This is a genomic window from Paraburkholderia sp. CI3, assembly GCF_050436505.1.
GTDB lineage: Bacteria > Pseudomonadota > Gammaproteobacteria > Burkholderiales > Burkholderiaceae > Paraburkholderia > Paraburkholderia tuberum.
Map to the genome: position 1 here is coordinate 965,245 of NZ_JBNDMI010000003.1, position 24,853 is coordinate 990,097.

Sequence of the window (24,853 nt, forward strand, 5' to 3'; positions counted from 1 at the left end):
CCAATTTGCAAGATACTTCTTCTGGCCTTACCAAGGGCAAACCCGAACTGGTCCTGCGAAATGCGCTGAAAACCTTGTCAGGCTTGCGTGGTAGACTCTGATCGCTGGTCGACAGACGACCCGGGCCATTTATCCTTCCGGCAGCAAAATGAAACAGACCGAGCCAAAGCGGCTTTACCAATTAGTCGCCGACCAGATTCGCGGCCTCATCCACGGAGGGGATTTCCCGCCGGGGTCGAGACTGCCGCCGGAGCGCGAGTTGTCGCAGCAACTGGGTGTTTCGCGCCCGTCTCTGCGCGAGGCGTTGATCGCACTGGAAATCGGCGGCAGCGTCGAGACCCGCATGGGTTCGGGCGTCTATGTGCTCGAAACCGCAAACGAACGTGAAGAGTCACTGGCTGTATTAGGCGAAAGTCCGACGGAAATCATGCAGGCCCGGGCCGTAATCGAAGGCAGCCTCGTCGTGCTCGCCAGCACGCGGCTTACGGCCGGCTCTCTGGACCGGTTGCGGCGCAGCGTGGATGCGATGCATCGCCTCGCCTCTGCCGGCAAATCTCCTGTGGAACCGGACCGGCAATTCCACCTGATCATCGCGGAAACGGCCGGCAATACGGTGTTGAGCCGGTATGTGGCCGATCTGTTTGACGCGAGGCGCGATCCGATCGGGGCGAGGATTAGCGAACTCGTCGAAAATACGGCCACGTGGATGGCTGCGGTTGAGGAGCACGAAAATGTTCTGCATGCACTGCAAGCAGGAGACCCTATTGCTGCAGAAGCGGCGATGCGATCGCATCTGAAATCCTCTGAAGAGCGTTGGGTCGGAAGTGACATCAAGAAAGTTGCACCCAGCGATGCCGACGGTAAAGCTGGCCGCGTGCGACTGGGTTGAGTTGCGAAGTCGACCGGTTTGAGCTTGCGCCGAAATTTCAAGCGCGTGACCACCACGTGGCACATGGAGGACTGGTTCGGCCTGTTCCTTCAGCTCGGCCAGTTCACTGCGCAATCCTGAACATCGCCGTGAGGCCCACCATGAAAGCAGCGCTTGTCGCCACAACGTAACGGCGTTCGACGATATTGATAACCGTTGAACATCAATGCTTCAAAAAATTGCACTTCTCGTTCGGGGCGTCTTGAGCAAATATCGATGCTCAAGAAGTTCATAAACGCGTCGACAGAGAACGCATCGGAGACAGGCGCGAAACGCAGAACAGCGTTTCGCCGCATTCCAGTGCAACCCGGTCACGGGTGCCGCCAACGGTAGCCGATGCCCATCTCGCATGACCCACCTCGCGTTGTGAATCCTGCCGCCGCTTTCAAGCGAGTCCACGGCAGATGAGCATTTCGCGCCTTGCGCAGCGAGCTAAGCGAACTCAGTACCTGCTTCATTCGTCATTGCCTTGAATTTCAGGAGACACTCATATGCAGATCACCGGAATGTTGCACGGCGCGCGCCTATTGCAATTCGTCGGATTCCCGGCTAGCGAAGTGCTGGGGCCGAGCGCCAGCGAAGAGGAGATAAAGTCGCTGATCGACCGCCACGGGCAGGTCTTTATCAAGCCGGTATTCAAGGGCGGCGTGGGCAAGAAGGGCAAGGCCGGGTTGCTCGGGCGCGCGACAGATCTCAAGACGGCGCTCGCCGAGAAAGAGCGGCTGTACTTCGCCGAACACGTCGTGGGTCATGTGAGGGCCAAGGCGAACGGCGTCACGTTCGAAGCAGGCGTGCCGGCCAAACATGAAGTCTACTTCTCGATCACCGATTCCACCCGCTTTCGCGCTCCCACCATGACGCTGTCGCACGCGGGTGGCATGGATATCGAAGAGGTCGATCCAAAGCACGTCGCAATGGTGCCCTTTGATGCATTGACCGGCCTGAAGGCGTTCGTCGTCGCGAATGCGTTGAGCGAGATCGGCGCGCCGCGCGAGATCATTTCCCCACTCGTGCAGCAATTGCCGAAGCTCTGGGAGCTCTTTCACGACTTCGGCATGACGACGCTCGAGCTGAATCCGATCCGCATGCGCGAGGACAAGAACGGTCGGCTCACACCCGTGGCCTGCGACTTCAAGTGCGGGTTCGACCGTGACGACCCGCGCTTCTCGCGCCTCGGCCTGCCTGCTCACCTGTTCGCTGCCGACTACTCAGACTTCGAGCAGGAGATCAACCAGCTTCGCACGCACCAGGGTCAAAGCGATGTCTATGTGATCAATGACAAGGGAACGATCCTCGCGCCCACGTTCGGCGGCGGGGCCAACTCGCTCGTCACGGAGATGTTGGGCGACGCAGCCATCATCTCTTCCGATTTCGGCGGCAATCCTCCCTACGAAAAAATGAAGGAAGTGGCGCGCATCTGCTTCCGGCATTGGCTGAAGCAGTCCAACGTACTGTTCATCATTGGCGGCAAGTCCAACAACACCGATATCTACGAAACACTGCGCGCGATGGCCGATGCGCTACGCGAGCACTTCAGCGAGCACGGTCCCACCCCGCTTTATGTCGTCCTTGGGCGCGGCGGTCCAAACCTTGTTCGTGGCATGTCGGCACTGCGCGACACCTGTGATTCGCTCGGCCTTCCCTATCGCATGTTCGGCTTTGACTCCGACATCAGCGAAGTGATCCAGTACGCACGGAAGGCCGATGCGTGGATGCAATCGGGAGGACGCGCGCAGGTCGCAGCGCGCATCGGCGCGCGTCAGACGCAACCGCAGGCGGATACGGCAAAGGCGTAAGGAGATCGACATGGTCAAGCAAGGCAATAATCATTTCAGGTATTTCGTCGGCATCCAGTCGCTTGCACAAATAGTCACGCGCGAGGACCGCGTTTGTGTGCTCAACATTCTGGGAGGCGAGTCGTCGGACGTGACGCCGGTGAGCCACGCGTTTTCCGGTGGGAATATCGTATTCGGCACTGCGCCTGGCAAGCGCGGGCAGGTGCTCGTGACGCCTGCCGGCGACATCCCCGTCTATAACAACGTGCGCGAAGGCCTCGAAGCCGGGCATCGTTTCAATTGCGGCGTCGTCTATCTGCCGCCGTCGGCCGCGCGCGATGGGGTGGCCGAACTGATCCGCGTCAATCCCGATCTGCGCAAGATTTTTATCATTACGGAGAAGATCTCCGTGCACGACGCCCGGGAAATTCGCGCGATGGGCCAGCAAGCAGGCATCGACATTTTTGGCGCGAACGGGCTGGGCGTCGCGGACTCCTGGCAGCGGGTGCGCATCGGGGGTGCGCTCGGCGGCGATGATCCCGGCGCAACTTTGCGGCGGGGCTCGATCGCGATCTTTTCCAATTCGGGCGGGTTTAGCACCACCATTGCGCAATATCTGCGCATGAGCGGCTGGGGTACATCGACCGTCGTATCCAGCGGCAAGGACGTCTACATCCACTATGCGGCGCCGGAGTTCGCCTTTGCCCTCGCCAACGACGCGCGCAGCAAGGCTGCCGTACTGTACTGTGAGCCGGGCGGCTACTACGAGGCCGACGCCACATTTACGAAACCCGTCATTGCCTGCGTGGTAGGCCGCTGGAAGAGTCGTCTGACGCGCGCGGTGGGGCATGCGGGCGCAATGGCGGGCGGCGCCGACGATGCTCTTGCAAAGGAGCGTTGGTTCATGGAGAAGTTCGGCGTCGAGCGTCTTTTTGCGCCGGACGATCCATGCTGCTCGGTGAAGGGCGCCGTTGTGACAAACATCGCGCACATTCCCGCCGCGCTCACCGCAGTGATGCGCGCGAACGCGACGATGCCCGACTTTGAGCCGGAAGGCAGCCTCTCGCTCAAACCGTGGTTTGGCTCGAATCAGGGGATCGAACTGCCAGACGACCTCGCCCTGCCGGTCGTGGAAGCAGTCGCGCCGTACAACGAACAGATTACGCGGGCGAACAGCCAGATCGGCGCAATCCCGCCGCGCCAACCCTTGAAGGACGCTTCGGGCGCCTCGCAGATGGACGCAAAAACGCAGGTGAGCAGCCTGCACGGGGTATCCATGCTCGAAGCAGCGACGCACTCGCTCGAGGAGAACATCTGCCTCGCGCTGTTGCGGGAGTTCGGCGGGGCAAACGACACAAAGCTCATCGACGTGGCTGTTGGCGCTGCAGTGAATCTGCACGGGACACCAGAACTGGCGGCCGCGCAGGCTTCGCGCGAGGCGGGCAATGCGCCCAATGCCGTGCTCGCGGCCGCGGCGGCGATCGTCGGGCCGAATCGCCAGCGTGCTGCGCGCGAGGCGGCAGCACTGATGATCGACCGCTTCGCGACAGCCAAGCTCACGGACGCGTTCGACGAGACCTTTGATGTCAATGCCGTCCACACCGCGGACACTGCAGCGCTGTTCTGCGATGAACCCGATCCAGAAGCGCAAGCAATGCTGGGCGGGCTCGCCTCGCGCGGCGTAAGTTCCGCAATCATCCGATGGCTGTCGTGTGGCCCGGGCCATCCGCGCCCGGAAGCAGTACTCGCGGCGATCACGACGACACTCGCCTGGGGCCCGCTCATGCGCAAACGGATCTCCCGCCTGACCGCAGAAAGCTTGCCGTGGTGGACAAAACTCTTCGGCACCATGATCGGCGCCTCAGCGGACGCCTCGCAGCACGGCCCGGACGGATTTTGCGGCTTCGCCACCGAAGAATTACTCGGCGAACGCACTCTGACGGAAATCGCCTTCGCAGCGCTGCTAAACCTGAAACCGACTGTCGACGACCTTTTCGCGTTCAAGACCCTTGTCGGTTTGCTGCTCACGAACGGACCCGGCGCCATTTCGGCGCAAGGCGCAAAGGGCGCAGTATCTGCCGATGGCCCGGAAAGTCCCGAGCGGGTGCAGCTAAACAAGGCTCTGGCGGGGTTCCTCACGCACACTGGATATACGCATGGCGGCAACGGCTACGAAGGCATTGCGTTCCTCAACGAGGCGTTCCGCAGCAGCGGCCTTGAAGATCCGACCGATGCTCATCATGCCGTGGACCTCGAAGCGCTTGCCCGGCGCTCCGTCGAGCGATACGCGCAGTACAAGGCGCGCCAGAAGCAGTTGGGGAGCCTCGATATTGCGAAACTTCCGGGTGTTAATCATCCGGTCTTCAAAGACAAGCCGGTGAACCACGACCCGCGGGAAATCTTCATCGCCAACCTTTATGAAGCCCGCGGCGAGTACAACGCGTTTCATGCGTTTTACCGTGTGCTGGTGCAGGCTTTGTTCGACGCAGGCGTCTCGCGCAATGTCTATTGCGTCAATGTCGATGCCGTGATTGCCGCGTTGCTGTTGAAGATGCTGTGGCAGCCGCTCAAGCGCGGGGAGTTCAGCGAGGCGGACCTTGAAACGGCCGCGTTCACGATCTTCCTCTATCCGCGCATGCTGGGCTGCGCTGCGGAAATTGACGATCATTTGAACCGCGGACGCAATATGGACACGCGTACGGCCGCTTCCCAGTGTCGTTTCGTGGCCTGACCGCTGGCCTCTGATGGTCGCCGCCACGCGCTGGTGCACAGCTAACGCGCGGCGGCGGCGAAAAAGGGGCGGCGATTGATAACCATTCGACATCAATCGTTCAGAAGATTGCACTTATCGTTTTATTGGCCACGAACCAAAATTCCCGAACAGACAAAGAGCGGGACCACCGCATATCTCGGGATTTCAGGAGACACATTGATGCACCCCTCGCCCTCTACCCTTTCGCCGGGACATTCAAAGGCCGCGGCGGTTTTCCGCGTGACGGCCGGAAATTTTCTGGAGCAGTTCGACTTCTTTCTGTTTGGCTTCTATGCGACGCAGATCGCCAACGTCTTCTTTCCGGCCGGGAGCGAATTTGCCTCGTTGATGATGACGTTCGCGGTCTTCGGTGCCGGTTTTCTGATGCGCCCGCTCGGCGCGGTCGTGCTCGGCGCGTACATCGACGACGTCGGCCGCCGCAAGGGGCTCATCGTCACGCTCTCCATCATGGCGAGCGGCACCATCCTCATTGCGTTCGTGCCGGGCTACGCGACCATCGGCCTTGTGGCGCCCGCGCTTGTGCTGCTCGGGCGGCTGTTGCAGGGCTTCTCCGCGGGTGCGGAGCTGGGCGGCGTGTCGGTGTATCTCGCCGAGATGGCCACGCCCGGCCGCAAGGGCTTCTTCACGAGCTGGCAGTCCGCGAGCCAGCAGGTGGCGATCGTCGTGGCCGCGGGCCTCGGCTTCGCGCTCAACCAATCGCTGAACGCCGCTACCATCGCGGCGTGGGGATGGCGCGTGCCGTTCTTCGTCGGCTGCATGATCGTGCCGTTCGTCTTCATCCTGCGTCGTAATCTGCAGGAAACCGAGGAGTTCAAGGCTCGCCAGCATCGCCCGAGCATGAAGGAGGTATTCACGACGCTGGTCCAGAACTGGACCGTCGTGATTGCAGGCATGATGCTGGTGGCGATGACCACCGCGAGCTTCTATCTCATCACGGTCTACGCGCCGACTTTCGGCAAGACGGTCCTGCACCTCAGCACCGCCGATAGTTTGCTTGTGACGCTGTGTGTGGCCGTGTCGAACTTCGTGTGGCTGCCGATCGGCGGAGCCCTCTCCGACAGGATCGGACGCCGGCCGCTCCTCATCGCCATGACGGTGCTCGCCATCGCGACCGCGCACCCGGCCCTGTCGCTGCTCGCTCACGCGCCCAGCTTCCTCAACATGCTGCTCGCCCTCCTTTGGCTCTCGTTCATGTACGGCATCTATAACGGCGCGATGATCGTCGCACTGACGGAAGTGATGCCGGCGCAGGTACGCGTCGCGGGCTTCTCGCTCGCCTATAGCCTTGCGACCGCCGTATTCGGCGGTTTCACACCGGCGATCTCCACGGCGCTCATTCACATGACTGGCGACAAGGCCGCACCCGGCTACTGGATGAGCTTCGCGGCAGCGTGCGGCCTGATGGCGACGTTTGCACTCTATCGCCGCCGCGCAGCGACGCTGACTCCGGCGCACTGATTCGCGTCTCGCTCCGCATGCGGCTAAACACACGATCTGACACGACTCCGATCATGAGAAATCTGTTTCTGACAATATGCGCCGCAGCACTGGTCGCAACCTCGGCTGTTGCGGCAAACGTGCAAGCCGCCGACCTGCACGTCATGAGCTCGGGTGGCTTTACCGCAGCGTACAAGGTGCTCGGCCCGAAGTTCGCATCCGGGACGGGCAACACGCTCGACACCGCGCTTGGTCCGTCGATGGGGAAATCGCCCGAAGCGATCCCCAACCGGCTTGAGCGTGGCGAGCCCGCCGACGCCGTTATCATGGTCGGATATGCGCTTGACGAACTGATCCGGAAAGGCAAGGTCATCCCCGGATCGCGGGTCGAGCTGGCCGATTCGCGCATCGGCATGGTCGTGCGCGAAGGAGCGGTGAAACCCGATATCAGTTCGCCAGAAGGTCTTCGGCAGACCCTGCTGCATGCGAAGTCGATCGCGTACTCGGACAGCGCAAGCGGTGTCTACATTGAGCGGGAGTTGTTCAGGAAGCTCGGCATCGAGGATCAGGTCAGGCCGAAGGCGAAGATGATCCCGCGGATTCCAGTAGCCTCGGTGGTGGCGAACGGCGACTACGAAATCGGCTTCCAGCAGGTGAGCGAGTTGCTGCCCGTCAAGGGGGCGACCTTCGTCGGAAAGATTCCTGAGTCCCTGCAGTCGGTCACGCGTTTCGCCGCCGGCATTCCCGTCAACGCACAGCATCCGAAGGAAGCGAAAGCCCTGCTCGACTACCTCGCTTCACCTGGCGTCCAGGCAGACGTCAAATCGACAGGGCTGGATACCGTCTCCGCTCATTGACGCAAACCTGAATGAAGGCTTGCCTCAGGCGGCCTTCCTGTCACATCCCCGAGGTATCTCTCGCGGAATCCCCCGCACCGTCCGCGCCGCCTAGCGCTGCCGCCCCGAGCATTCGCGCAAGACGCGTACGATCGCAAGCACCCTCCCACATCGAAACGAAGATCACCGCGCAGGCGTTGCTGATCACGCTCGTCAGGGCGCGCGCCTCGGACATGAAGCGGTCGATGCCCACCAGTAGCGCCACCCCGGCGACGGGCAGATCGGGAATCACCGTCAGCGTCGCGACGAGCGCCACTAATCCGCTGCCCGAGACACCCGCCGCCCCCTTGGACGTGAGCAACATAACGGCGAGCATCATCGCGATTTGCGGCGCGGAAAGCGGCACGTCGCACGCCTGCGCGATGAACATCGAGGCGAGCGTCAGATAGATCGCGGTGCCGTCGAGATTGAACGAGTAGCCTGCGGGCAGCACAAGCCCCACAACGCCCTTGTCGCAGCCGAGCGCCTCAAGCTTCGCGATCAGGCGCGGCAGTACCGGCTCCGTCGACGATGTCGCGAGAACGATGAGCAACTCCTCGCGCATGTAGCGCAAGAGCCGCCAAAGTGCGAAGCCGTGCAGCCGCGCGAGCGGAGCGAGCACCAGCGCAATGAACAGCAGGCATGCCACGTAGAAGGACACCATCAACATCCCGAGCGATCCGACCGAGCGGATGCCGTAGCGGCCCACCGTGAAAGCCATCGCGCCGAATGCCCCGAGCGGAGCGAGTCGCATGATCATCGCGAGGATGCGGAACAGGGCCTGGGCAATGCCGTCGATGAGCGCGAGCACCGGCCTGCCCGCCTCCGGACAGGAATTTAGCGCAAAGCCGAAGAGCAGCGAGAGCAGCAGCACCGGCAGCACCTCGCCCTTGTCGAAGGCGCCAAGCATCGTCTCGGGGATGACGCTCAGCGCAAATGCGACAAGGCCGCCCGGCTGCGCGTGCTTCGCATATTGCGCGAGGATGCTCGCGTCCAGATGGTTAGCGTCGATGTGCATGCCCGCGCCGGGTCGCAGCACGAAGGCCGTGACGAGTCCGAGCGCAAGCGCCACGGCTGTCAAAAAATAGAAGAGTCCCAGCGCCCGAAAAATTGTGCGCCCGATGGCCTTCCCGCTCGCAAGCGACGTGATCCCCGAGACGATCGTGCAGAAAACGATCGGCGCAATCATCATCCTCACGAGGCCGATGAACCCGTCGCTCAAGGGCTTGAGCAGCGGGCCCGCTTGCGGCAAGAAGTGACCGAGCGCCATGCCGAGCATCATGCCCAGCAAAACCTGCAGATAGAGCGAACGAAGCGGTCTTGCCAACCTCACGATGCGGTTTTCCTGCCTGGCCGCTCTTTTGGAGACGTGCTATTGCCCACGGCATCGCTGCATGCGACGCCGCCGCGCTTCATCTCGACAATCGTTCTGTGAAACTCCTGCGCAGCCGGTGTAAGTGGACGTCCGCGGCGTCTCACGATTCCCACGCGCCGCTTCACCACCGGTTCGACGAGCGGCACGCTCGTGAGGATGGGGTGATCGCGCCCGGGCATGGCCATCGACGGCACTGCGGCGACACCGAGCCCCGCTTCGATTAAACCGAGCATGGTCGTTACGTGACGCGTCTCGCAGACGCTCGGCGCACGCGGCGCCACGGCCGACAGCGCCTGATCGAGCAGCAGTCGGTTGCCGGAAGTTTTGTCCACCGAAACGTACTCGTGCTCGTAAAGCTCGTTCCAGGTCACGCGTTTTTTGCGCGCGAGCGGGTGATCACGGCGGCAGGCGGCCACGAAGCACTCCTGCAGCAGAACCTTGAACTCGACCTCGGACTCCTGGCTGCCCAGAAAGCTCACGCCGAAATCCGCCTCTCCGCTGATGACGGCGCCAAGCACCTCATTCGCGCTCATATCCAGCATCTTGACCCTGATGCGCGGGAAGCGGCGATGATAGCTCGCGACGGCGCTCGGCAGGAAGTAGTAGGCCACCGAAGGCACGCAGGCGATGGTGACATGTCCCAGTCGGCTCGAAGAAACGTCGCGGATGCCGAGCAACGCGACGTCGAGATCATCAAGCAGTTGCTCGGCGCTCGGCGCGAATACCCGGCCGACGGTGGTGAGCGTGACGCTGCGCGTGGTGCGCTCGAATAGACGCACGCCGAGTGCTTCCTCGAGCTTGTCGATCCGGCGGCTCAAGGCCGGCTGCGAAATGCTCACCGCCTCGGCGGCCTTGCGGAAGCTTCCCAGTTCCACTACTGCTCGAAACGCCTGCAAGTCGTTCAAGTCGAAGTTGATACCCACGGTGTCATCCTCCACATCCTGGATGCGGCTATTTTGCATGAAGCAGCTCAAAGCGCCCATTGCGAACTACGCCCGTTCGCTCGGCCCTCCGGCGGTACTGCAGACGTGAGGCGCGACGGGCCGGTTTCACGGACTCAGCCTCCATTCATAGGAGAGACGCGGGCATCGCCCTCTGGCCGACAACGGGCGAAAGCACGGCGCGCCAAAGTCGTGTGAGACAGCAGCAGGGCGCGTGGCGCCGATCGCCGCGCGGATTGCATGCACGGCGCGCGAAGTGCTGGGGGATCGCAGCTCGTACATTTGCTCGGCAGTGAAACGTCGCTTTGGTGCCCACTTTTATCCCACTCGCGTCGCTTTGGCTGACGTTCGTATCGACCTCCCATCTTCGTGAGGGCGTGCTTCTCGTGCGACGGGCCATCGCGAGGCCCGATGTCCCTGCCGGGGCGCGGCGTGCCGGACTTGCGGGCAGCCGCGCTCGCAGCAGGTCGTCGGGCTATTTGCCAAAATATGAACGTCGTTTATAATAGCGAATGGACGGCCGCAATCTGGCGGCGATCTAGCGCTAGTCGTATGCGGGTGCTCTGTCATCGCGCAGGTATCCGGCTCGGCTTTAACCTTTACGCCGAAAGTTGTGGGTGGTTACGAGGTGTGGGCCACACTACACGAGGAGCTCGCCGTGCCACGCGAAGCCGTCACCGCCTGCCGCATCTGCGCCGGCAACTGTTCACTGCGCTTGACCCTGGACGACGCCGGACGCGTCGTTGCTGCGCGGGGCGACCGCGACAATCCGCTCACGCGCGGCTACGCCTGCATCAAGGGCGCGTATCTGCATGAGGCGCATAACAGCGCGGAGCGGCTCCTGCACCCGCTGAAACGGCAGCCCGATGGCAGTTTCGTGCAGATGCCGCTTGACGTGATGCTGGCCGAGATCGCGGCACAACTCCTGGCACTGATCGAGCGCCACGGCGCCGATGCGGTCGCAGCCTTTCGCGGCACCATGAACTACTCTAACCTCGCCGCCAATCATATGTTGCCCGCCTTCCTCGCGGCGCTGGGTTCGAATTCGTTTTTCTCTACAATGACCATCGACCAGTCGGCCAAATGGGTGGCATTTGAGCGACTGGGCGGCTGGGCTGCCGGCAATGATCCGTATGCGCTCGCCGACGCGCTATTGTTCGTCGGCACCAATCCGCTGGTGTCGCTATCCACGTTCAACTTTGCATTGCAGAATCCGGTCAAGCAGCTCCACGAAGCGAAGGAGCGCGGCCTTAAGCTGGTGGTGATTGATCCACGAGAGACCGAGACCGCCCGCCATGCCGATGTCTTCCTGCAGGTGCTGCCGGGCGAGGACCCGACCGTCCTGGCTGGCCTGCTGCGCATCATTCTGTGTCGCGGCTGGCACGATGCTGAATTCTGCGCGCGCTACGTCAAGGACCTGCGACGACTGGCGCGCGCGGTCGAGCCGTTCACGCCCGAATACGTCGCCCAGCGTGCCGGCGTAAGCGTCGAAGGGCTCGAAGCCGCCGCTGCGGCCTTCGCGGAACCCGTGCGGGAGGCCGGCGGCCTGCGCCGCAAGCGTGGCTCGGCCGCGTCGGGAACCGGGCCCAACATGGCGCCGCACTCCAATCTGGCCGAGCATCTGGTCGAATGCCTCAACGTCGTGTGTGGCCGCTTCGCTCGCCCCGGCGACCCTGTACCGAACCCCGGCGTAGTCGCCCCACGCTACCAGCGCCGGGCCGAAGTGATTGCCCCACGCCGTTCCTGGGAATCCGGCTGGAAGAGCCGTGTCGGCGGCTATGGCATGCTGTTCGGCCAGAAGATGAGCGGCACGCTGGCCCAGGAAATCACTACGCCTGGCGCCGGCCAGATCCGCGCGCTGTTGGTCGACGGCGGCAATCCAGTCGATGCCGTACCCGACCAGCGCCGCATCGCCGATGCGCTGCGCCAACTGCAACTGCTGGTATGCATCGAGCCTTTCATGACTAACACTGCGCGGCTCGCGCACTATGTGATTCCACCGAAGCTGATGTTCGAGCGCGCCGACCTGCATTCGCGCGACTATGAGTCCTACATCATGTTTCAGCCTTACGCACAATACTCGGCCGCCGTGGCGACGCCGCCGGAGGGATCCGAAGTCGTGGACGACTGGTTCGTATTCTGGGATCTGGCGCGGCGCCTGGGCAAGACCATCATATTCGACGACGTTCCGCTCGATATGCGTGCAGCTCCGACCACCGAAGAGCTGCTTGCGATCCTGGTTCGCCACGGCTCGATCTCATTTGACGAACTGAAGCTGTACCCACAAGGGAAAGTCTACGAGATCGAACCGATGATCGTGCAGCCCGGCGAGCCAGGGAACGCCGCGCGCTTCGACGTGATGCCGGACGACGTCGAGTGCGAACTGGCGGGCGTACTGAACGAAGCGGGGGCGCCGCCGGGGTTCACGCATCGCCTGGCGGTGCGGCGCGTGCGCGACGTGCAGAACACCATGTACCACCACCTGCCCGCGGTCCGCCGACGCATGCCGTTCAATCCGGCCTTTGTGCATCCCGATGACCTGGCTGCTCAAGGACTGACCGAAGGCCAGTGCGTGGCCATTGTTTCGCCGCATGGCCGCATTCGAGCCATCGTCAAAGGGGACGCCGCGCTGCGCCGAGGCGTCGTGTCCATTCCGCACGGCTGGGGACCGATGCCCGACGAGGAGCCCGAGACCTACGCCGGCGCCAATCCAAACCAGTTGCTCAGCACTACAGTTGGTCTTGATCCGATCAACGCCATGCCGGTAATGAGCGCGATGCCGGTACGCATCGAAGCTGTAGTCTGAATCGCAAGAGAGAACCCCGTTCGAACCAACGATTTGTTTCCGAGCGCGACGATGCAGCTACCCGGCCGTCCTGCCGTCGATACGCTACTGCGGGTCGTGCAACAAACTGAGCGCAGCCCAACGCGTCGGCCGCTTACCGCCCGCGGCTGGCGCCCGTAGAACACGCTAAGGCTTGACGAATCTCAGCGTCATGCGATCCGATTCACCGATTGCGGCGTAGCGCGAGCGGTCGACGTCACCGCCCGCGTAGCCCGGCGGCAGCGACCATACGCCATGCGGATAATCTTTCGTATCTCGCGCGTTCGCGTTGATTTCGCTGCGTTGCGCGAGCACGAAGCCGGCCGCCTGTGCCCGGTCAATCACGAAAGCTTCAGTCACATATCCGGTTTCGATCATCTGCTGTACCGTCGAGCCGGGCCGGGCGCGATGTTCTTCCACGCCAAGTTCGCCCCCGTGCTTCAGCGCGTCATGGAACGCACGCAGATTGGCATCGAGCTGCCCATCCTTGATCCAGTTGTGAATGTTGCGAAAAGTAAGCACGCGATCGAACCGCTCGTGTGCATCGAAGCCGAAAAACTGGCCCGCGTGCAATGTGCCGACCACGACGTTCCCGTAGATTGCGGGGGCGCCCGCGAGCTTGCGCAAATACTCTGCATCGATTGACCGGTCTTCCGAGGCCAGGTCCGCGGCCGTGCTCAGATATTGTGCTTCGTACAGGTGACCCGCGTCGTGCAGATAGGGCGCCAGAATGTCCGTGTACCACCCGCCGCCCGGCGCGATCTCCAGCACGGTTTGCGTCGGACTCAGATCGAAGAAGCGCAACGTCTGCGCCGGGTGACGATAGACGTCGCGCGCCCGGGCGGTCTGACTGCGTTGCGGATTGGTGACCGCCAGGTCGAGCGCCTTCGCCTCGGAAGCTTGCGAAGGCGTGACATGACCGCTCAGCTGTGAGGAGGAAACGCATCCGGCCATGATCGTCGCGATCACCGTCATCGCGAAACGGACAGCACGACGCTTCGAATATTCCACCAGGGTCGAGCGCACGAGAATCGGCTTCATAGGCACCACGCGGAGTTGACATGGCACACACGATACCCGCTCCTTCGAAGTTCGTGTTTGCCGCACTGCTGGCCGGTGCATCGATGTCCGCGCATGCCGTCGCGCCGGGAAGGACCCCAGTCCTCGAGCCCGCGTGTCAGGGAGCGGGCGGTGCCTTGTAGGTGTCTTCTATTGCCGTCAGCTTATCGAACGTGAGGTCCAGGTCCTGTTTGAAAGTATCGAGCACCTTTCGTTCGCGGGTGGGGCGCGTTCATTTCATTCTCACGCAATGACTTAGACCGGAAAACCTACCGGGACCAGATAGACGACGGTCTGGGCGTGAGGCAGGCCGAGCTTGCGCGCCGCCGGAGCTCCGTCGACGGCGCCCACGGTCACCGCGACGAGCCCAAGCGTGACGACCTGGAGCAACATGTTCTGGGTCGCGTGCCCGACCTCGAGATCGGCATACAGATTCGCTCTCCCGCCATACCTCGCGGTCAGCCGACTGGGGTCGGCGGCCACCACGAGCAAGGCCGGGGCCGCCTCGACGGACGCCTGGTTGACCGCCAGTGCTCTCAGCTCGGGGCGCAGGTCGTGGGTCGCCCGCGTCTCGGCCCGGTGGCCATCAGGCAGGTAGTGCATCACCTCCGTGGGGGTCACCACGTAAAGTTCGAGCGCGTACAAAGCGCCGGCCGCCGGAGCCGCGCGCTTGCCGTCCGAGCTGGTGATGCCCTGCCCGGCCCACAGCAGTTGGCCAATGGCCTCGACCGGCAGCGGCTTTGGCGCGAATCTGCGCACGGACCTGCGCTTCTCGATGGCTTCTTCGAGGGATATCGTGCCTTTGAGGTTGGGCTTGGGCAGATCGATCTGACCGGTGAATTTCGCCTGGCTTGCCTGCGCCAGGCCGGTAGAACCCTCGGCGAGCGCGCCTGCGGCCAGCGCAACCAACAGTTCACGGCGTTTCATCGGCACCTCCATCAGCAAAAAAGCAGGCTGGCAGGCAGAGCCTGCAGCCTGCGCGAATCTCAGTGCTGCAGATTTGCCGCCTCGTCTTTTGCGGGGCGGTCCGTCGAGCGGCAACGGCGCAGTCGACCACTCGCGCGGAGCAAACACGAACACGGCTAAGCGACGGAACCCACGACCGGTGTGCGCCGCACTTCCGACAGGTAGATCAGGATCAGCGAAACCCAGACGATCCCGTACAGGAACATGAAACAGGTGGAACGCACCCTGAAAAAATCCAGCAGGATGTGACAGCACCATGACCATCCGAGAACTGGGGACGGGGGGCCGTGAAGTAACGTAACCTGTCCAGAAAGTGGCTCATGCGCGTCCTGCCTCTATCAGATCAGGCCGGTGCAAGCTCAAAGCGATGCCCAGCACGCAAGCAGCTAAACGCCATCTGGCATAGTGACAGGTACGGTGTCTGCCTCAATCGGACTTTGGTCCTACAATCGCCGCCCGCTGGTGGTGTAGGGTTGTCACGCGCAACCGACAGGAGAGCAATCATGTGCCGCTGGCTCGCTTATACCGGCAATCCGCTTCAGCTCGAAACCGTGCTGTTCCACGCCCGGCATTCGCTGATTGATCAGAGCATGCATTCCCGGCTCGGCGCCACCACCACCAATGGCGACGGTTTCGGGATCGGCTGGTATGGACATCCCACTGACATTCCGTTTCGCTACCGCTGCATCCAGCCCGCGTGGAGCGACCGCAATCTACGCGAGGCCGCGCGGGCAATCCACTCGCCGCTGTTCGTCGCGCACGTGCGCGCGGCGACCGACACGCCGTCGCAGGAAACCAACTGTCATCCGTTCCGCCACGGCCGCTGGCTGTTCGCGCACAACGGCCTGGTGCGCAACTATCCGGCGGTGCGCCGCGACCTGATGGTAAAGATCGACCCCGATCTGTTCCCGTCCATCGAAGGCTCGACCGATTCCGAGGTGCTGTTTTTTCTCGCGCTGACCTTCGGGCTGGAGTTCGCGCCCGTCACCGCGCTCGAACGGATGGTCGGATTCGTCGAAGCCACCGGCCGCCGGCATGGCGTGGATGAACCGCTGAACATGACCGTGTGCGCGACCGACGGCGAGCAGATCATCGCTGTCCGCTATTCGAGCGAAGGACAGTCGCGCTCGCTGTTTCACAGCACGTCGGTCCGTCATCTGCGCGAGTTGTATCCCGACGACGAGCGCATCAAGGCGGCCGGCGAGAATGCGTTCCTCGTGTTGTCCGAGCCGCTCGAGGACTTGGCGGGCTTTTGGGAGGAAATTCCCGAGAGCACGGCGGTGGTCGCGCGCGGCGGCGAGATTGAGCAGTATGCGTTCAAGCCGCGACTGGACTGAGCCGCGCATGGACTGAGTCGCGCCAAGCCAATCGTGCTCGAAGACTTGCCTGACGCGATCGACGAGATCCAGTTGCGGACGAAGCCTCTTGCGCACCATGCGTGACGGTGTCCGCCGGCACGGCCCAAAGTTCGTTACTCCCGTTTAGAAACCCGCATTTCCGCGCACTGTCAGCGCAGGCGCCTTGCGCATCTTCGCCGGTGCGCTCGTCGAGCGCGTCCATGATGTGCAGCCGATTCCTATGCCCGCCTCCCGAAGCCGCGCGACGCTGGCACGAACGCCCGGGCCCGCGACTTGCTAAACGTTGCCGCGAGGTGACACATATATGAACGACGAAGAATTGATCGAGCCGGAATCCGCCGTACGCGATTCCGTGGAGCGATCCTGGATCAGACGCCTGGGCCCTGGCCTGATCACGGGCGCCGCGGACGACGATCCGTCAGGAATCGGCACCTATTCGCAGGCCGGCGCGCAGTTCGGATTCAATCTTCTGTGGGTGATCCTGATCACGTATCCATTGATGACCGCAATACAACTGGTGAGCGCGCAGATTGGCCGGGTAACCGGCAAGGGCCTCGCGTCCAACATACGCGCGCATTATCCGGCATGGCTGCTGTACGGCGCGGTCGCCCTGCTCGTCGTGGCGAACGTGATCAACATCGCCGCCGATCTGTCTGCGATGGGCGCCGCGGCCGGATTGCTGCTGCCAGGTCTGCAGCACCTTTATGTCGTCGGCCTCGGGACGCTCTGCGTCGTTCTGCAGATTTTTGTCCCCTACGACAGTTATGCGCGCATTCTGAAGTGGACCGCCCTCTCGCTTCTTTCGTACGTCGCGGTCGCATTCATCGTTCCGATCCCCTGGGGTGAAGTCGCGCGCGCCATTGTGTTGCCGCGCATCTCGCTGACGTCGGACTATCTGACCATGGTCGTCGCGGTGCTGGGCACGACGATCAGTCCGTACCTGTTCTTCTGGCAGGCGTCGCAGGAAGTCGAAGAAATGCGCTCGGCACCGGAACAGGCGCCGTTGCGCCGCGTACCGCACCAGGCGCCCGCGCAGTTGCGAAGGATCCGTTTCGATACGTGGGTTGGCATGGGGGTGTCCAACTTCGTTGCATTCTTCATCATGTTGACGGCGGCGGCTACGCTGCATCTGCATCACATCGACGTGAAGACCTCGGCCGATGCCGCGCGCGCGCTCGAGCCGTTTGCCGGGCGCTTCGCTTACGTCCTGTTTGCGCTCGGCATCATCGGAACCGGCCTGCTCGCGCTGCCGGTCCTCGCCGGCTCGGCCGCCTACGCCGCCGCGGGCAGCTTTCGCTGGCGCAGCAGTCTCGCGTTGCATCTGACACTCGCGCGTGAATTCTATGCGGTGATCGCACTGGCCATCCTGGGCGGTGTGGCCATCACCTTCATGCATTTCGACCCGATCCGCGCGCTGTACTGGAGCGCGGTGATCAATGGCGTTACCGCGGTGCCGATCATGGTCATCATGATGCTGATGGCGCGAAGCCGGCGGGTCATGGGACAGTTCGCAGTCAAGGGCGTGCTGGCCTGGGGAGGATGGCTCGCAACGCTCGCGATGGCGCTGGCGGCTGTAGGCGTGTTCGTACCGTCGTAACAGACGCGTGCCACCGTGAACCCGGCTTGCGCACGGAACAGCGGTGCGCCGCAATTCGGGCCGCACGGGTTGCGCAACGGCAAGCGAATCTGAACTTCCCCGTTTCAGGTTCGTCTGAACGGTGCATCCGGCCAGCGCCAGCGCCGTCACATGCCGACGGTTTGCCGACAACAGCGTGGCCGCTCCCGTTCGACGATCAAGGAGGATTGCAAATGCCGAAAAAGCGTTCAGATGAATCATCAGCCGCACGCGGCAACCGCAGCGACAGGATTCTCGCCGCGCCCGTTTTCTCGCAGCCACAACCCACGCCGGACCCGCAAACTTTCGTGGTCAGGCACGCATCCGATGCCGCAGCCTACAAGGTCATCGACGAACTGAACCGCGAGCACAAGCTGAAGGCGCTGCCGTTTCCGCCACCGCGCGGCGGCACCGAGCCCCGGCTGACGTTTGCGGAGGTGGTGGACAACAACCAGAAGCTCCTCGATACGATCAGCGCGAACGGACAGATCGTCTTTCACGCCACCGGCGATTGCGGCAGTACGAAAGGTCCGGCCACCCAGAATGAAGTTTCGGACAAGATGGTCAGCGACTTCGACGAAGCCGATCCCGCCGAGGTGCCGCAATTCAACTTCCTGCTGGGCGACATCGTCTACAGCTTTGGCGAAGCGCAGTACTACTACGATCAGTTCTATGAGCCGTACCGCAACTATCATGCGCCGATTCTCGCCGCTGCCGGCAATCACGACGGAATGGTTTCGCCGTTGCAGCATGAGAAGAGCCTGCAGGCGTTTCTGAGGAACTTCTGCTCCGACTGCTTCCAGGTCTCTCCCGATGCGGGCAACCTTTCACGGACGGCGCAAATTCAGCCAGGCGTTTTCTTCACGTTCGAGGCGCCGTTCGTGCGCATCATTGCGTTGTACAGCAATACGCTCGAGGACCCAGGCGTGATCGCGGACCGTCACATCGGCAACAGCCAGCTGAAGTTCCTGAAAGCGGCGTTATTGCGGGTGAAGAAAGAGAACTATCGAGGCGCCCTGCTTTTCGCGCATCACCATCCGCCCTATGTGGCGCGTGGCCGTCATGGCTGGAGCGTCGACATGCAACAGCAGATCGATACTGTTTGCAATGAGGTCGGTATCTGGCCGCATGCCGACCTCGCGGGACACGCGCACAACTATCAGCGCTTTACGCGAACCCGTTCCGATGGCACCCACATCCCTTACATCGTTTGCGGGAACGGCGGTCACGCCGTACAGCGACTCACCACCAACGGACAGCCGCCCCTTCGCGCGCCGCAACTGATCCAGGCTGCGTCGAAAGACACGGATGCCGTGGTCCTCGAAAGCTACGACGACCGCAACTTCGGCTATTTACGGCTCGTCGCCAACGCGAGGCAACTGCGTATCGAATACCATCCCGCCGTTGACGGACCCAACACGAAGACCCCCGACGATCAGGTGACCATCGATCTGGCCACCCGGCAGGTCGCTCACTACGTGGCTCGCGACTCGGGAATACCCGCTCTTGCGGAGCGCATTCGTCAGTTCGCGCAGGTCAAGCCCCAGCAAGGCTGATGGGCGCGCAATCCGCCCCCGATCTCATGCGAACCGCGGTTCCCGCGCGTTTCCCCGCATTAAAGATTTGTGACTTCCTACCGTAATAATAAAAGTGAGGCGGCTCGCAGCGTTCGAGCCGTCGCTCGACCCGGTAGTCGGAGAACAGCGTGAGATTCAAAGCGGCTTCGTGCCCTAAAGAAACCAACCCGATTGAGTCCCGGGTCGATAGCGACGCGCATGCCAATGGCTGGTCAGCCCGCAACCAGCAGTTTCTTTCCTATTTCCTGTCGCGGTACGGTCAACGCAGGACCATCCCGTTGTCGAGTCTTTGCATTGCCGTCGTTGCCGGCGTTGGCATCGGTGCTCTTGTGCATCAAGCGGCCGGTGAAGCGGCGATTACCCTACGTGTCGCATTGTCGATCGTGTCGGGCGTCGCCGGTCTCGCGATCGTTCGTCGCAAACTCGGCCTGGATTACGCGCGGCAAAGCGCCGCCACCGCACTGGCGAGCGGGCTTCTGCACGCGAATCGCGACTGCCTGAAGGTGCTCGCTACCGACGGAAAAATGCTGCGGGTGTCGGAGCATGGCGCGATGTTGATGGAAGCGGAGTCACCGGAGCAACTGTCCGGCGCGGACTGGCTCGCATTCTGGACCGGCGAGGACCGCACGGCGGCCGAGAAGGCTTTGGCGGGCGCCGTTTCCGGCAAGAGCACATCGTTCACTGGAAGCTGTGCGACGACGAGGGGGCGTACCAGGTGGTGGAACTCCACGCTCACGCCAGTGACGGGCGACGACGGTGCGGTGAGCGCGCTGCTTTGTGCTTCCGAGGACGTCACCCAGCAATCCGAGCTGTTGAAGACACTGCGCGAACGCGATGAATTGATGCATGAGATGGAGTTGCATGTCCGGCTCGTGTTCTATTCGTATAGCTCGCATTTTGAACACTGTCATCATGTCAGCGCAGGTGTCGAAAGCGTGTTCGGCATTACGCCTCAAGAGCTTGGCAACAGGCCTTCCGCGTGGCTCGATCTCGTGGTGCCGGAGGATCTGGAGCCGTTGCTCGCCGAGATGAACCGCGTCGCGTCCGAGGTGGCGGAAGGTCGCGTCGAATACCGCATCCGCCGTCCGGATGGTTGCCTGCGCTGGATCAGAAGCACGGCCTATCCCGTGTGCGACGGCTCCGCGAACGTGGTGCGCATCGTCGGTGTCAGCGAAGACATCACGCTGGAACAGGAACGCCTCGCGGCGCTCGACCATCTGGCCTACACCGATGGTCTGACGGGTTTGGCTAACCGGGGCGCGCTGATCCGCCAGATGAAGACGCTTTGCAGGCAGAACGTCGCCTTCAGTCTGATGTTCGTCGATCTCGACCGATTCAAGGTCCTGAACGATACGCTGGGCCATACGGCAGCTGACCGTCTGTTGCAGGACATCGCCAAAGTCATTCAGGGAGCGCTTGCGCCGGATGCCTGTGTAGCGCGCCTCGGCGGAGACGAGTTCGCGGTGATCGTCAGGGGCGAGAGCGACAAGGCCACGTTGGCGAGCCTGGCGCAGTCTCTTCTCAACCTGTTTTCAAGCGACGTTCGAAAAGACCACGCCGCGCCATTCGTCACGGCGTCGATCGGCATATCGATCTTTCCCGAGCACGGCCGCGATCACGAGGCGCTGCTGACGAGCGCGGATATCGCGATGTATGCGGCGAAAAAAGGCGGTCGCAACGGCTTCCGGTTCGCCGACGAAGCATCCAGCGATGTGCTCGGCGATTTCGAACTCGAGTGCAATCTGCCCACGGCGCTGGCGTCGAACCAATTCGTGCTGCATTTCCAGGGTATTCATGAGCCAGCCTCTCTGGCGGTGAAAGGCGTCGAAGCACTGGTTCGATGGAATCATCCAGCACGAGGCCTGGTGGGTCCGGGCAGCTTCATTCCGATCCTCGAAGAAAGCGGGTTCATCGTCGAAGTCGGGGCATGGGTCGTGGACGCGGCCCTCGCTCAACTGGCCGTCTGGCAGGCCGCCGGAAGGAAAGAGCTGTCCATGTCGGTGAACGTGTCCGCGCGTCAGCTCAGGGATGACTCGCTTGTCGCCATAGTCGACCAGGCGCTGCGAAAACACCGGGTGCCGCCGCGCTGCCTCCAGATCGAACTGACCGAAAGCGCGTTGATGGAAAACCCCTCGCTCGCGCAGGCAACGCTGATGGCGCTCAAGCGGCTTGGCGTGCGCATCGCCATCGACGACTTCGGAACGGGATACTCGAGCCTGCGTTATCTGGCCGATTTTTCGCCGGACATCGTCAAGATCGACCGCTCGTTTACGGCAACGCTGGGACGCGACGCGGCGGCCGCCTCGATCGTTCGGGGCATCATTCAGATGTCGCACGAACTCGGCATCAAAGTGACGGCCGAAGGTGTCGAAACGAATCAACAGCTGCATGCGCTGCGCGACGCAGGCTGCGACTACGTGCAAGGGTTCTTTTTGACGAAGCCGATGAATGCGGAGAATCTGGTTCAGTGCGAAAGCTTCGTGCCTTTGTCCGCAGCGGGAGCAACCAGCTACTGCTCCCACTGACGAACAGCTCCGCGACGACCGGGCGCAATTAGCGATTGCCGGCCTCGACCTACATACGATGACGCAGCCAACCCGGTTCCGTTCCGGTTCTCGCCTTTGCCCTCAATGCGCGCGCACCGGTTGCCCGCTCTATCCCGCACTCATCGCCGCGCCTCTTTCCGCTCGATGCATGGCCGCGACCTTCGCTTCGACGGTTCGCATCATCCGGACAAAGCACGCCGCGGACAGCAATGGCAGCACGATGACCAAAGTGAACAGCACAGGCTTCATGCGAAGCGCCCATGGCATGTGACGCAAGCGAAACCATAGTCCGAGGCATCCGTGTATCCATCCGGGCGCGAGCAGCGCAAGCTGCACACCTTGCGTACCTGTCGTTAGCAACTGGATCACGACGCGCTCGTAGTCCGGTTCGAAACCATACAGCGAGGACGCGAGCCGGGTCGTCACCGCATGACGGATCAGCAGCAGCGGCAGGCCGAGTCCTGCCCACAGACGCACCCACCCCACCGGAGGCAACGCCCAATGACGGCGCGCATAGATCGTTCGCATCGCCAGCGCGAAATGCAGCGCGGCCGCCCCGTACAACGCTCCCGCTGGTCTCGTGCGTCACGACCTGTTCCGATGCGCGGGCCATATCGACGATGTTCATTTGATCACCCATTTGCCGTCAGTCTTACCTGCAAGACCGCGGGGATGCGGTGGTTATTCCCGATTCGATTTACGTGGCTTCGCAGTGTCGAGCGAGTACGACACTCTGGTGTGCCCGCGATGACGATTCGGCGCGCGTTGCGTGAGTTAGCGACTATGATTGACTGGTTGATTCTGGCCGACCGGAACCACATCGACAGGCCGATGAAAGACTTCTACCAAATCGAATGCAAGTGCGGATATGCGGTGTCGGGCGGTATTGCGCGCAAGACGCGACGTGGCGTTGCGCACGCGGTGGCCGCGCCGTTGGCAAAAACAACAAAGGTCAAAGGTCATGGGTACGTCATGGCATAGGGGGCTGATGCCGCGACGTCCGGTGCCGTCTCCAGGCCTCACTGGAAGGAGACACGGCGATGAACTTGAGCAGAGAGTCGTGGCGCGCGCGTGGGCGCGTGCCGTCGTGGGTGGGGGCCTGCTGTGTGCTGGCGCTGTGCGCGATGTGGAGCCACGGCGCGTACGCGGGTTCGACAGCAGGACAATGCCAGGGCGAGGCATGCAAAAGGCACGAGCCACCACCCCGATCGAAACTCAGCTGTCCGAATCTGAATGGATTGACCATCCGCGCCCGTGAGATCGGCTTGCCGACGACAGGCGCCGTCGTCACCTCGACGACCCAGGTGGCGGCGAGCGGCAGCGGCGCGACGGCTACCGGGTCGTACTGCCTCGTGGCCGGCGCGATTCATCCGGTCGATCCATCCGCGCCAGACATCCTGTTCAACGTCGCGTTGCCGGACCAGTGGAACGGCAAGATCCTGATGCTCGGCGGCGGGGGTTTCGACGGCTCGATTCCCGCCATCACAGGTAACGTGCCGAGCGCGCCGGCGGCTCTGCCGGGACCGTTGTCGCGCGGCTACGCCGTGTTCGCGAGCGATTCCGGGCACGAGGCGACCAACGGTTCGGTGAACGGCGCGTTCTCCGTCAACGCCGAGGCCTACGACAACTTCATGGGAGAAGCGCTGAAGAAAACGCATGACGCCTCGCTCGTGATCATCGACGCGCACTACGGCACGCATCCGTCCAGGGCGTATTTCGCGGGCGGCTCAACTGGCGGGCGCGAGGCGCTGACCGTCGGGCAGCGCTGGCCGCGTGACTGGGACGGCATCATCGCGTTCTATCCCGCGTACGACTTTACGACGCTGAGCCTTCAGCAATTGCGCGTGACCGAAGGCTTCGCAGCGCCCGGCGCGTATCTCGACACAGCGCAGCGCGCGCTGCTGCTCAACGCGGTCATGCAGGCTTGCGACGGACTCGACGGCGTAGTCGACGGTCTCATCAGCAACGTGCAGGCGTGCAATGCGACGTTCAACCCGGCGACGGCCAGCGTCGACGGCAAGCCTTTGCGTTGCGCCGGCGGTATCGCGCGCGGCGACACGTGCCTGTCGGACCGGCAGATCGCGGCGCTGAACACGATGAACACGCCGCTCGTGTTTGCGTACCCGCTCGAAAGCGGCGAAACGCTGTATCCCGGCTATAACGTGTATGGCGCCGATCTCGGGGTGGGCAGCAGTTCACCGCTAGAAGGCACCGTCACGACGCTCGCGCTCGGCACGACGCAGCCGTCGTATCCGCTGCAAAGCACCGCGATGTTCGACGGCCAGATCGCCGACGACTTCGTCCGCTACACGGTGATGGACGACCCGGACGCAGACTCGCTGAAGTACAACCCCGCGATTGCCGGTCGATGGTCCGGCCGCGTCAGCATGCTGTCGGGGCTTGACGCGACCGATGCGAACCTGACGCCCTTCATGCGGCACGGCGGCAAGTTGCTGATGGCGCACGGCACCGTCGATCAGACCGTCAGCACGCGGGCAACCGAGATCTACTATCAGCGCATGCTGGTGACGATGGGCTTTGGCGCGGTCGGCTCGTTCGCGCGCTTCTATGAGATTCCGGGGCTGCAGCACGCGGTCGGCACCGAGTTCAATGCGTCGTGGGACTCGCTGACGACGCTGGAGAACTGGGTCGAGCACGGCACACCGCCGGCGCATCAGGTGGTCACCGACACGGCGGGTGTGCCGGGACGCACGCGGCCGCTATGCCAGTATCCGGCGTGGCCCAGCTATAACGGCGCGGGCGACGTGAATAGCGCGAGCTCGTTTACCTGCGTGCAGTGAAGC

16 protein-coding genes and 2 pseudogenes are annotated in these 24,853 nt (G+C 62.7%); 12 read left to right on the forward strand and 6 right to left on the reverse strand.

What is annotated here, in order from left to right; genetic code table 11:
* The first annotated feature begins 148 nt into the window (after positions 1–148).
* From OKW29_RS13230 to OKW29_RS13250, 5 genes are all read left to right on the forward strand, one after another.
* Positions 149–889 (forward strand): FadR/GntR family transcriptional regulator, encoded by a 741-nt coding sequence (locus tag OKW29_RS13230; RefSeq protein ID WP_429291364.1) that lies wholly within the window; start codon positions 149–151, stop codon positions 887–889.
* A 530-nt stretch (positions 890–1,419) separates the two neighbouring features.
* Positions 1,420–2,724 carry an ATP-grasp domain-containing protein gene (locus OKW29_RS13235; protein ID WP_429291365.1) on the forward strand — a complete coding sequence of 435 codons (1,305 nt, stop codon included), beginning with the start codon at positions 1,420–1,422 and terminating at the stop codon, positions 2,722–2,724.
* 10 nt (positions 2,725–2,734) lie between these two features.
* The gene (locus OKW29_RS13240; protein WP_429291366.1) at positions 2,735–5,434 is read left to right on the forward strand and encodes a CoA-binding protein; all 2,700 of its coding nucleotides are present in this window, start codon (positions 2,735–2,737) and stop codon (positions 5,432–5,434) included.
* A 201-nt stretch (positions 5,435–5,635) separates the two neighbouring features.
* Positions 5,636–6,934: an MFS transporter gene (locus OKW29_RS13245; protein WP_429291367.1), complete on the forward strand. Its 1,299-nt coding sequence runs from the start codon at positions 5,636–5,638 to the stop codon at positions 6,932–6,934.
* Positions 6,935–6,987: 53 nt separating this feature from the next.
* Entirely contained in the window at positions 6,988–7,770 is a 783-nt protein-coding gene (locus OKW29_RS13250) for a substrate-binding domain-containing protein (RefSeq protein WP_429291368.1), read from the forward strand.
* A 40-nt stretch (positions 7,771–7,810) separates the two neighbouring features.
* Here OKW29_RS13250 and dctA read toward each other — a convergent pair whose 3' ends face one another.
* Positions 7,811–9,121: a C4-dicarboxylate transporter DctA gene (dctA, locus tag OKW29_RS13255; RefSeq protein WP_429291369.1), complete on the reverse strand. Its 1,311-nt coding sequence runs from the start codon at positions 9,119–9,121 to the stop codon at positions 7,811–7,813.
* A complete protein-coding gene (locus OKW29_RS13260; RefSeq protein WP_429292502.1) occupies positions 9,118–10,086 on the reverse strand; it encodes a LysR family transcriptional regulator in 969 nt (322 codons plus the stop codon). The genes dctA and OKW29_RS13260 overlap by 4 nt, the downstream gene beginning before the upstream one ends.
* A 676-nt stretch (positions 10,087–10,762) precedes the next feature.
* On the opposite strand from OKW29_RS13260, the gene OKW29_RS13265 reads away from it, so the two are divergent.
* The gene (locus tag OKW29_RS13265; protein ID WP_429291370.1) at positions 10,763–12,910 is read left to right on the forward strand and encodes a molybdopterin-containing oxidoreductase family protein; all 2,148 of its coding nucleotides are present in this window, start codon (positions 10,763–10,765) and stop codon (positions 12,908–12,910) included.
* Between the two features lie 165 nt (positions 12,911–13,075).
* Here the strand turns inward: OKW29_RS13265 and OKW29_RS13270 are convergent, their stop codons facing one another.
* From OKW29_RS13270 to OKW29_RS13280, 3 genes and pseudogenes are all read right to left on the reverse strand, one after another.
* A complete protein-coding gene (locus OKW29_RS13270; RefSeq protein ID WP_429291371.1) occupies positions 13,076–13,969 on the reverse strand; it encodes a class I SAM-dependent methyltransferase in 894 nt (297 codons plus the stop codon).
* Between the two features lie 273 nt (positions 13,970–14,242).
* Complete coding sequence (locus tag OKW29_RS13275; RefSeq protein WP_429291372.1) at positions 14,243–14,914, reverse strand: SagB/ThcOx family dehydrogenase; 672 nt, start codon at positions 14,912–14,914, stop codon at positions 14,243–14,245.
* A gap of 283 nt (positions 14,915–15,197) precedes the next feature.
* Positions 15,198–15,275 (reverse strand): annotated as a pseudogene (locus OKW29_RS13280) (nitrate reductase); the annotation flags it as partial.
* Positions 15,276–15,456: 181 nt separating this feature from the next.
* Here OKW29_RS13280 and OKW29_RS13285 point away from each other — a divergent pair.
* From OKW29_RS13285 to OKW29_RS13300, 4 genes are all read left to right on the forward strand, one after another.
* Positions 15,457–16,290, forward strand: coding sequence for a class II glutamine amidotransferase (locus OKW29_RS13285; protein WP_429291373.1), 834 nt, complete (start codon positions 15,457–15,459; stop codon positions 16,288–16,290).
* 325 nt (positions 16,291–16,615) lie between these two features.
* Positions 16,616–17,908 carry an NRAMP family divalent metal transporter gene (locus OKW29_RS13290; protein ID WP_429291374.1) on the forward strand — a complete coding sequence of 431 codons (1,293 nt, stop codon included), beginning with the start codon at positions 16,616–16,618 and terminating at the stop codon, positions 17,906–17,908.
* A 212-nt stretch (positions 17,909–18,120) separates the two neighbouring features.
* Positions 18,121–19,482 (forward strand): metallophosphoesterase family protein, encoded by a 1,362-nt coding sequence (locus OKW29_RS13295; protein WP_429291375.1) that lies wholly within the window; start codon positions 18,121–18,123, stop codon positions 19,480–19,482.
* A 149-nt stretch (positions 19,483–19,631) separates the two neighbouring features.
* On the forward strand, positions 19,632–22,028 hold the full coding sequence (locus OKW29_RS13300; RefSeq protein WP_429291376.1) for a sensor domain-containing protein: 2,397 nt from the start codon (positions 19,632–19,634) through the stop codon (positions 22,026–22,028).
* A gap of 180 nt (positions 22,029–22,208) precedes the next feature.
* On the opposite strand, the pseudogene OKW29_RS13305 reads toward OKW29_RS13300, so the two are convergent.
* Positions 22,209–22,616, reverse strand: a pseudogene (locus OKW29_RS13305) (hypothetical protein); the annotation flags it as partial.
* 180 nt (positions 22,617–22,796) lie between these two features.
* Between OKW29_RS13305 and OKW29_RS13310 the strand changes: the two are divergent.
* On the forward strand, positions 22,797–23,030 hold the full coding sequence (locus tag OKW29_RS13310; RefSeq protein WP_184066277.1) for a hypothetical protein: 234 nt from the start codon (positions 22,797–22,799) through the stop codon (positions 23,028–23,030).
* 59 nt (positions 23,031–23,089) lie between these two features.
* The gene (locus OKW29_RS13315) at positions 23,090–24,850 is read left to right on the forward strand and encodes a tannase/feruloyl esterase family alpha/beta hydrolase (RefSeq protein ID WP_429291377.1); all 1,761 of its coding nucleotides are present in this window, start codon (positions 23,090–23,092) and stop codon (positions 24,848–24,850) included.
* Positions 24,851–24,853: the final 3 nt, after the last annotated feature.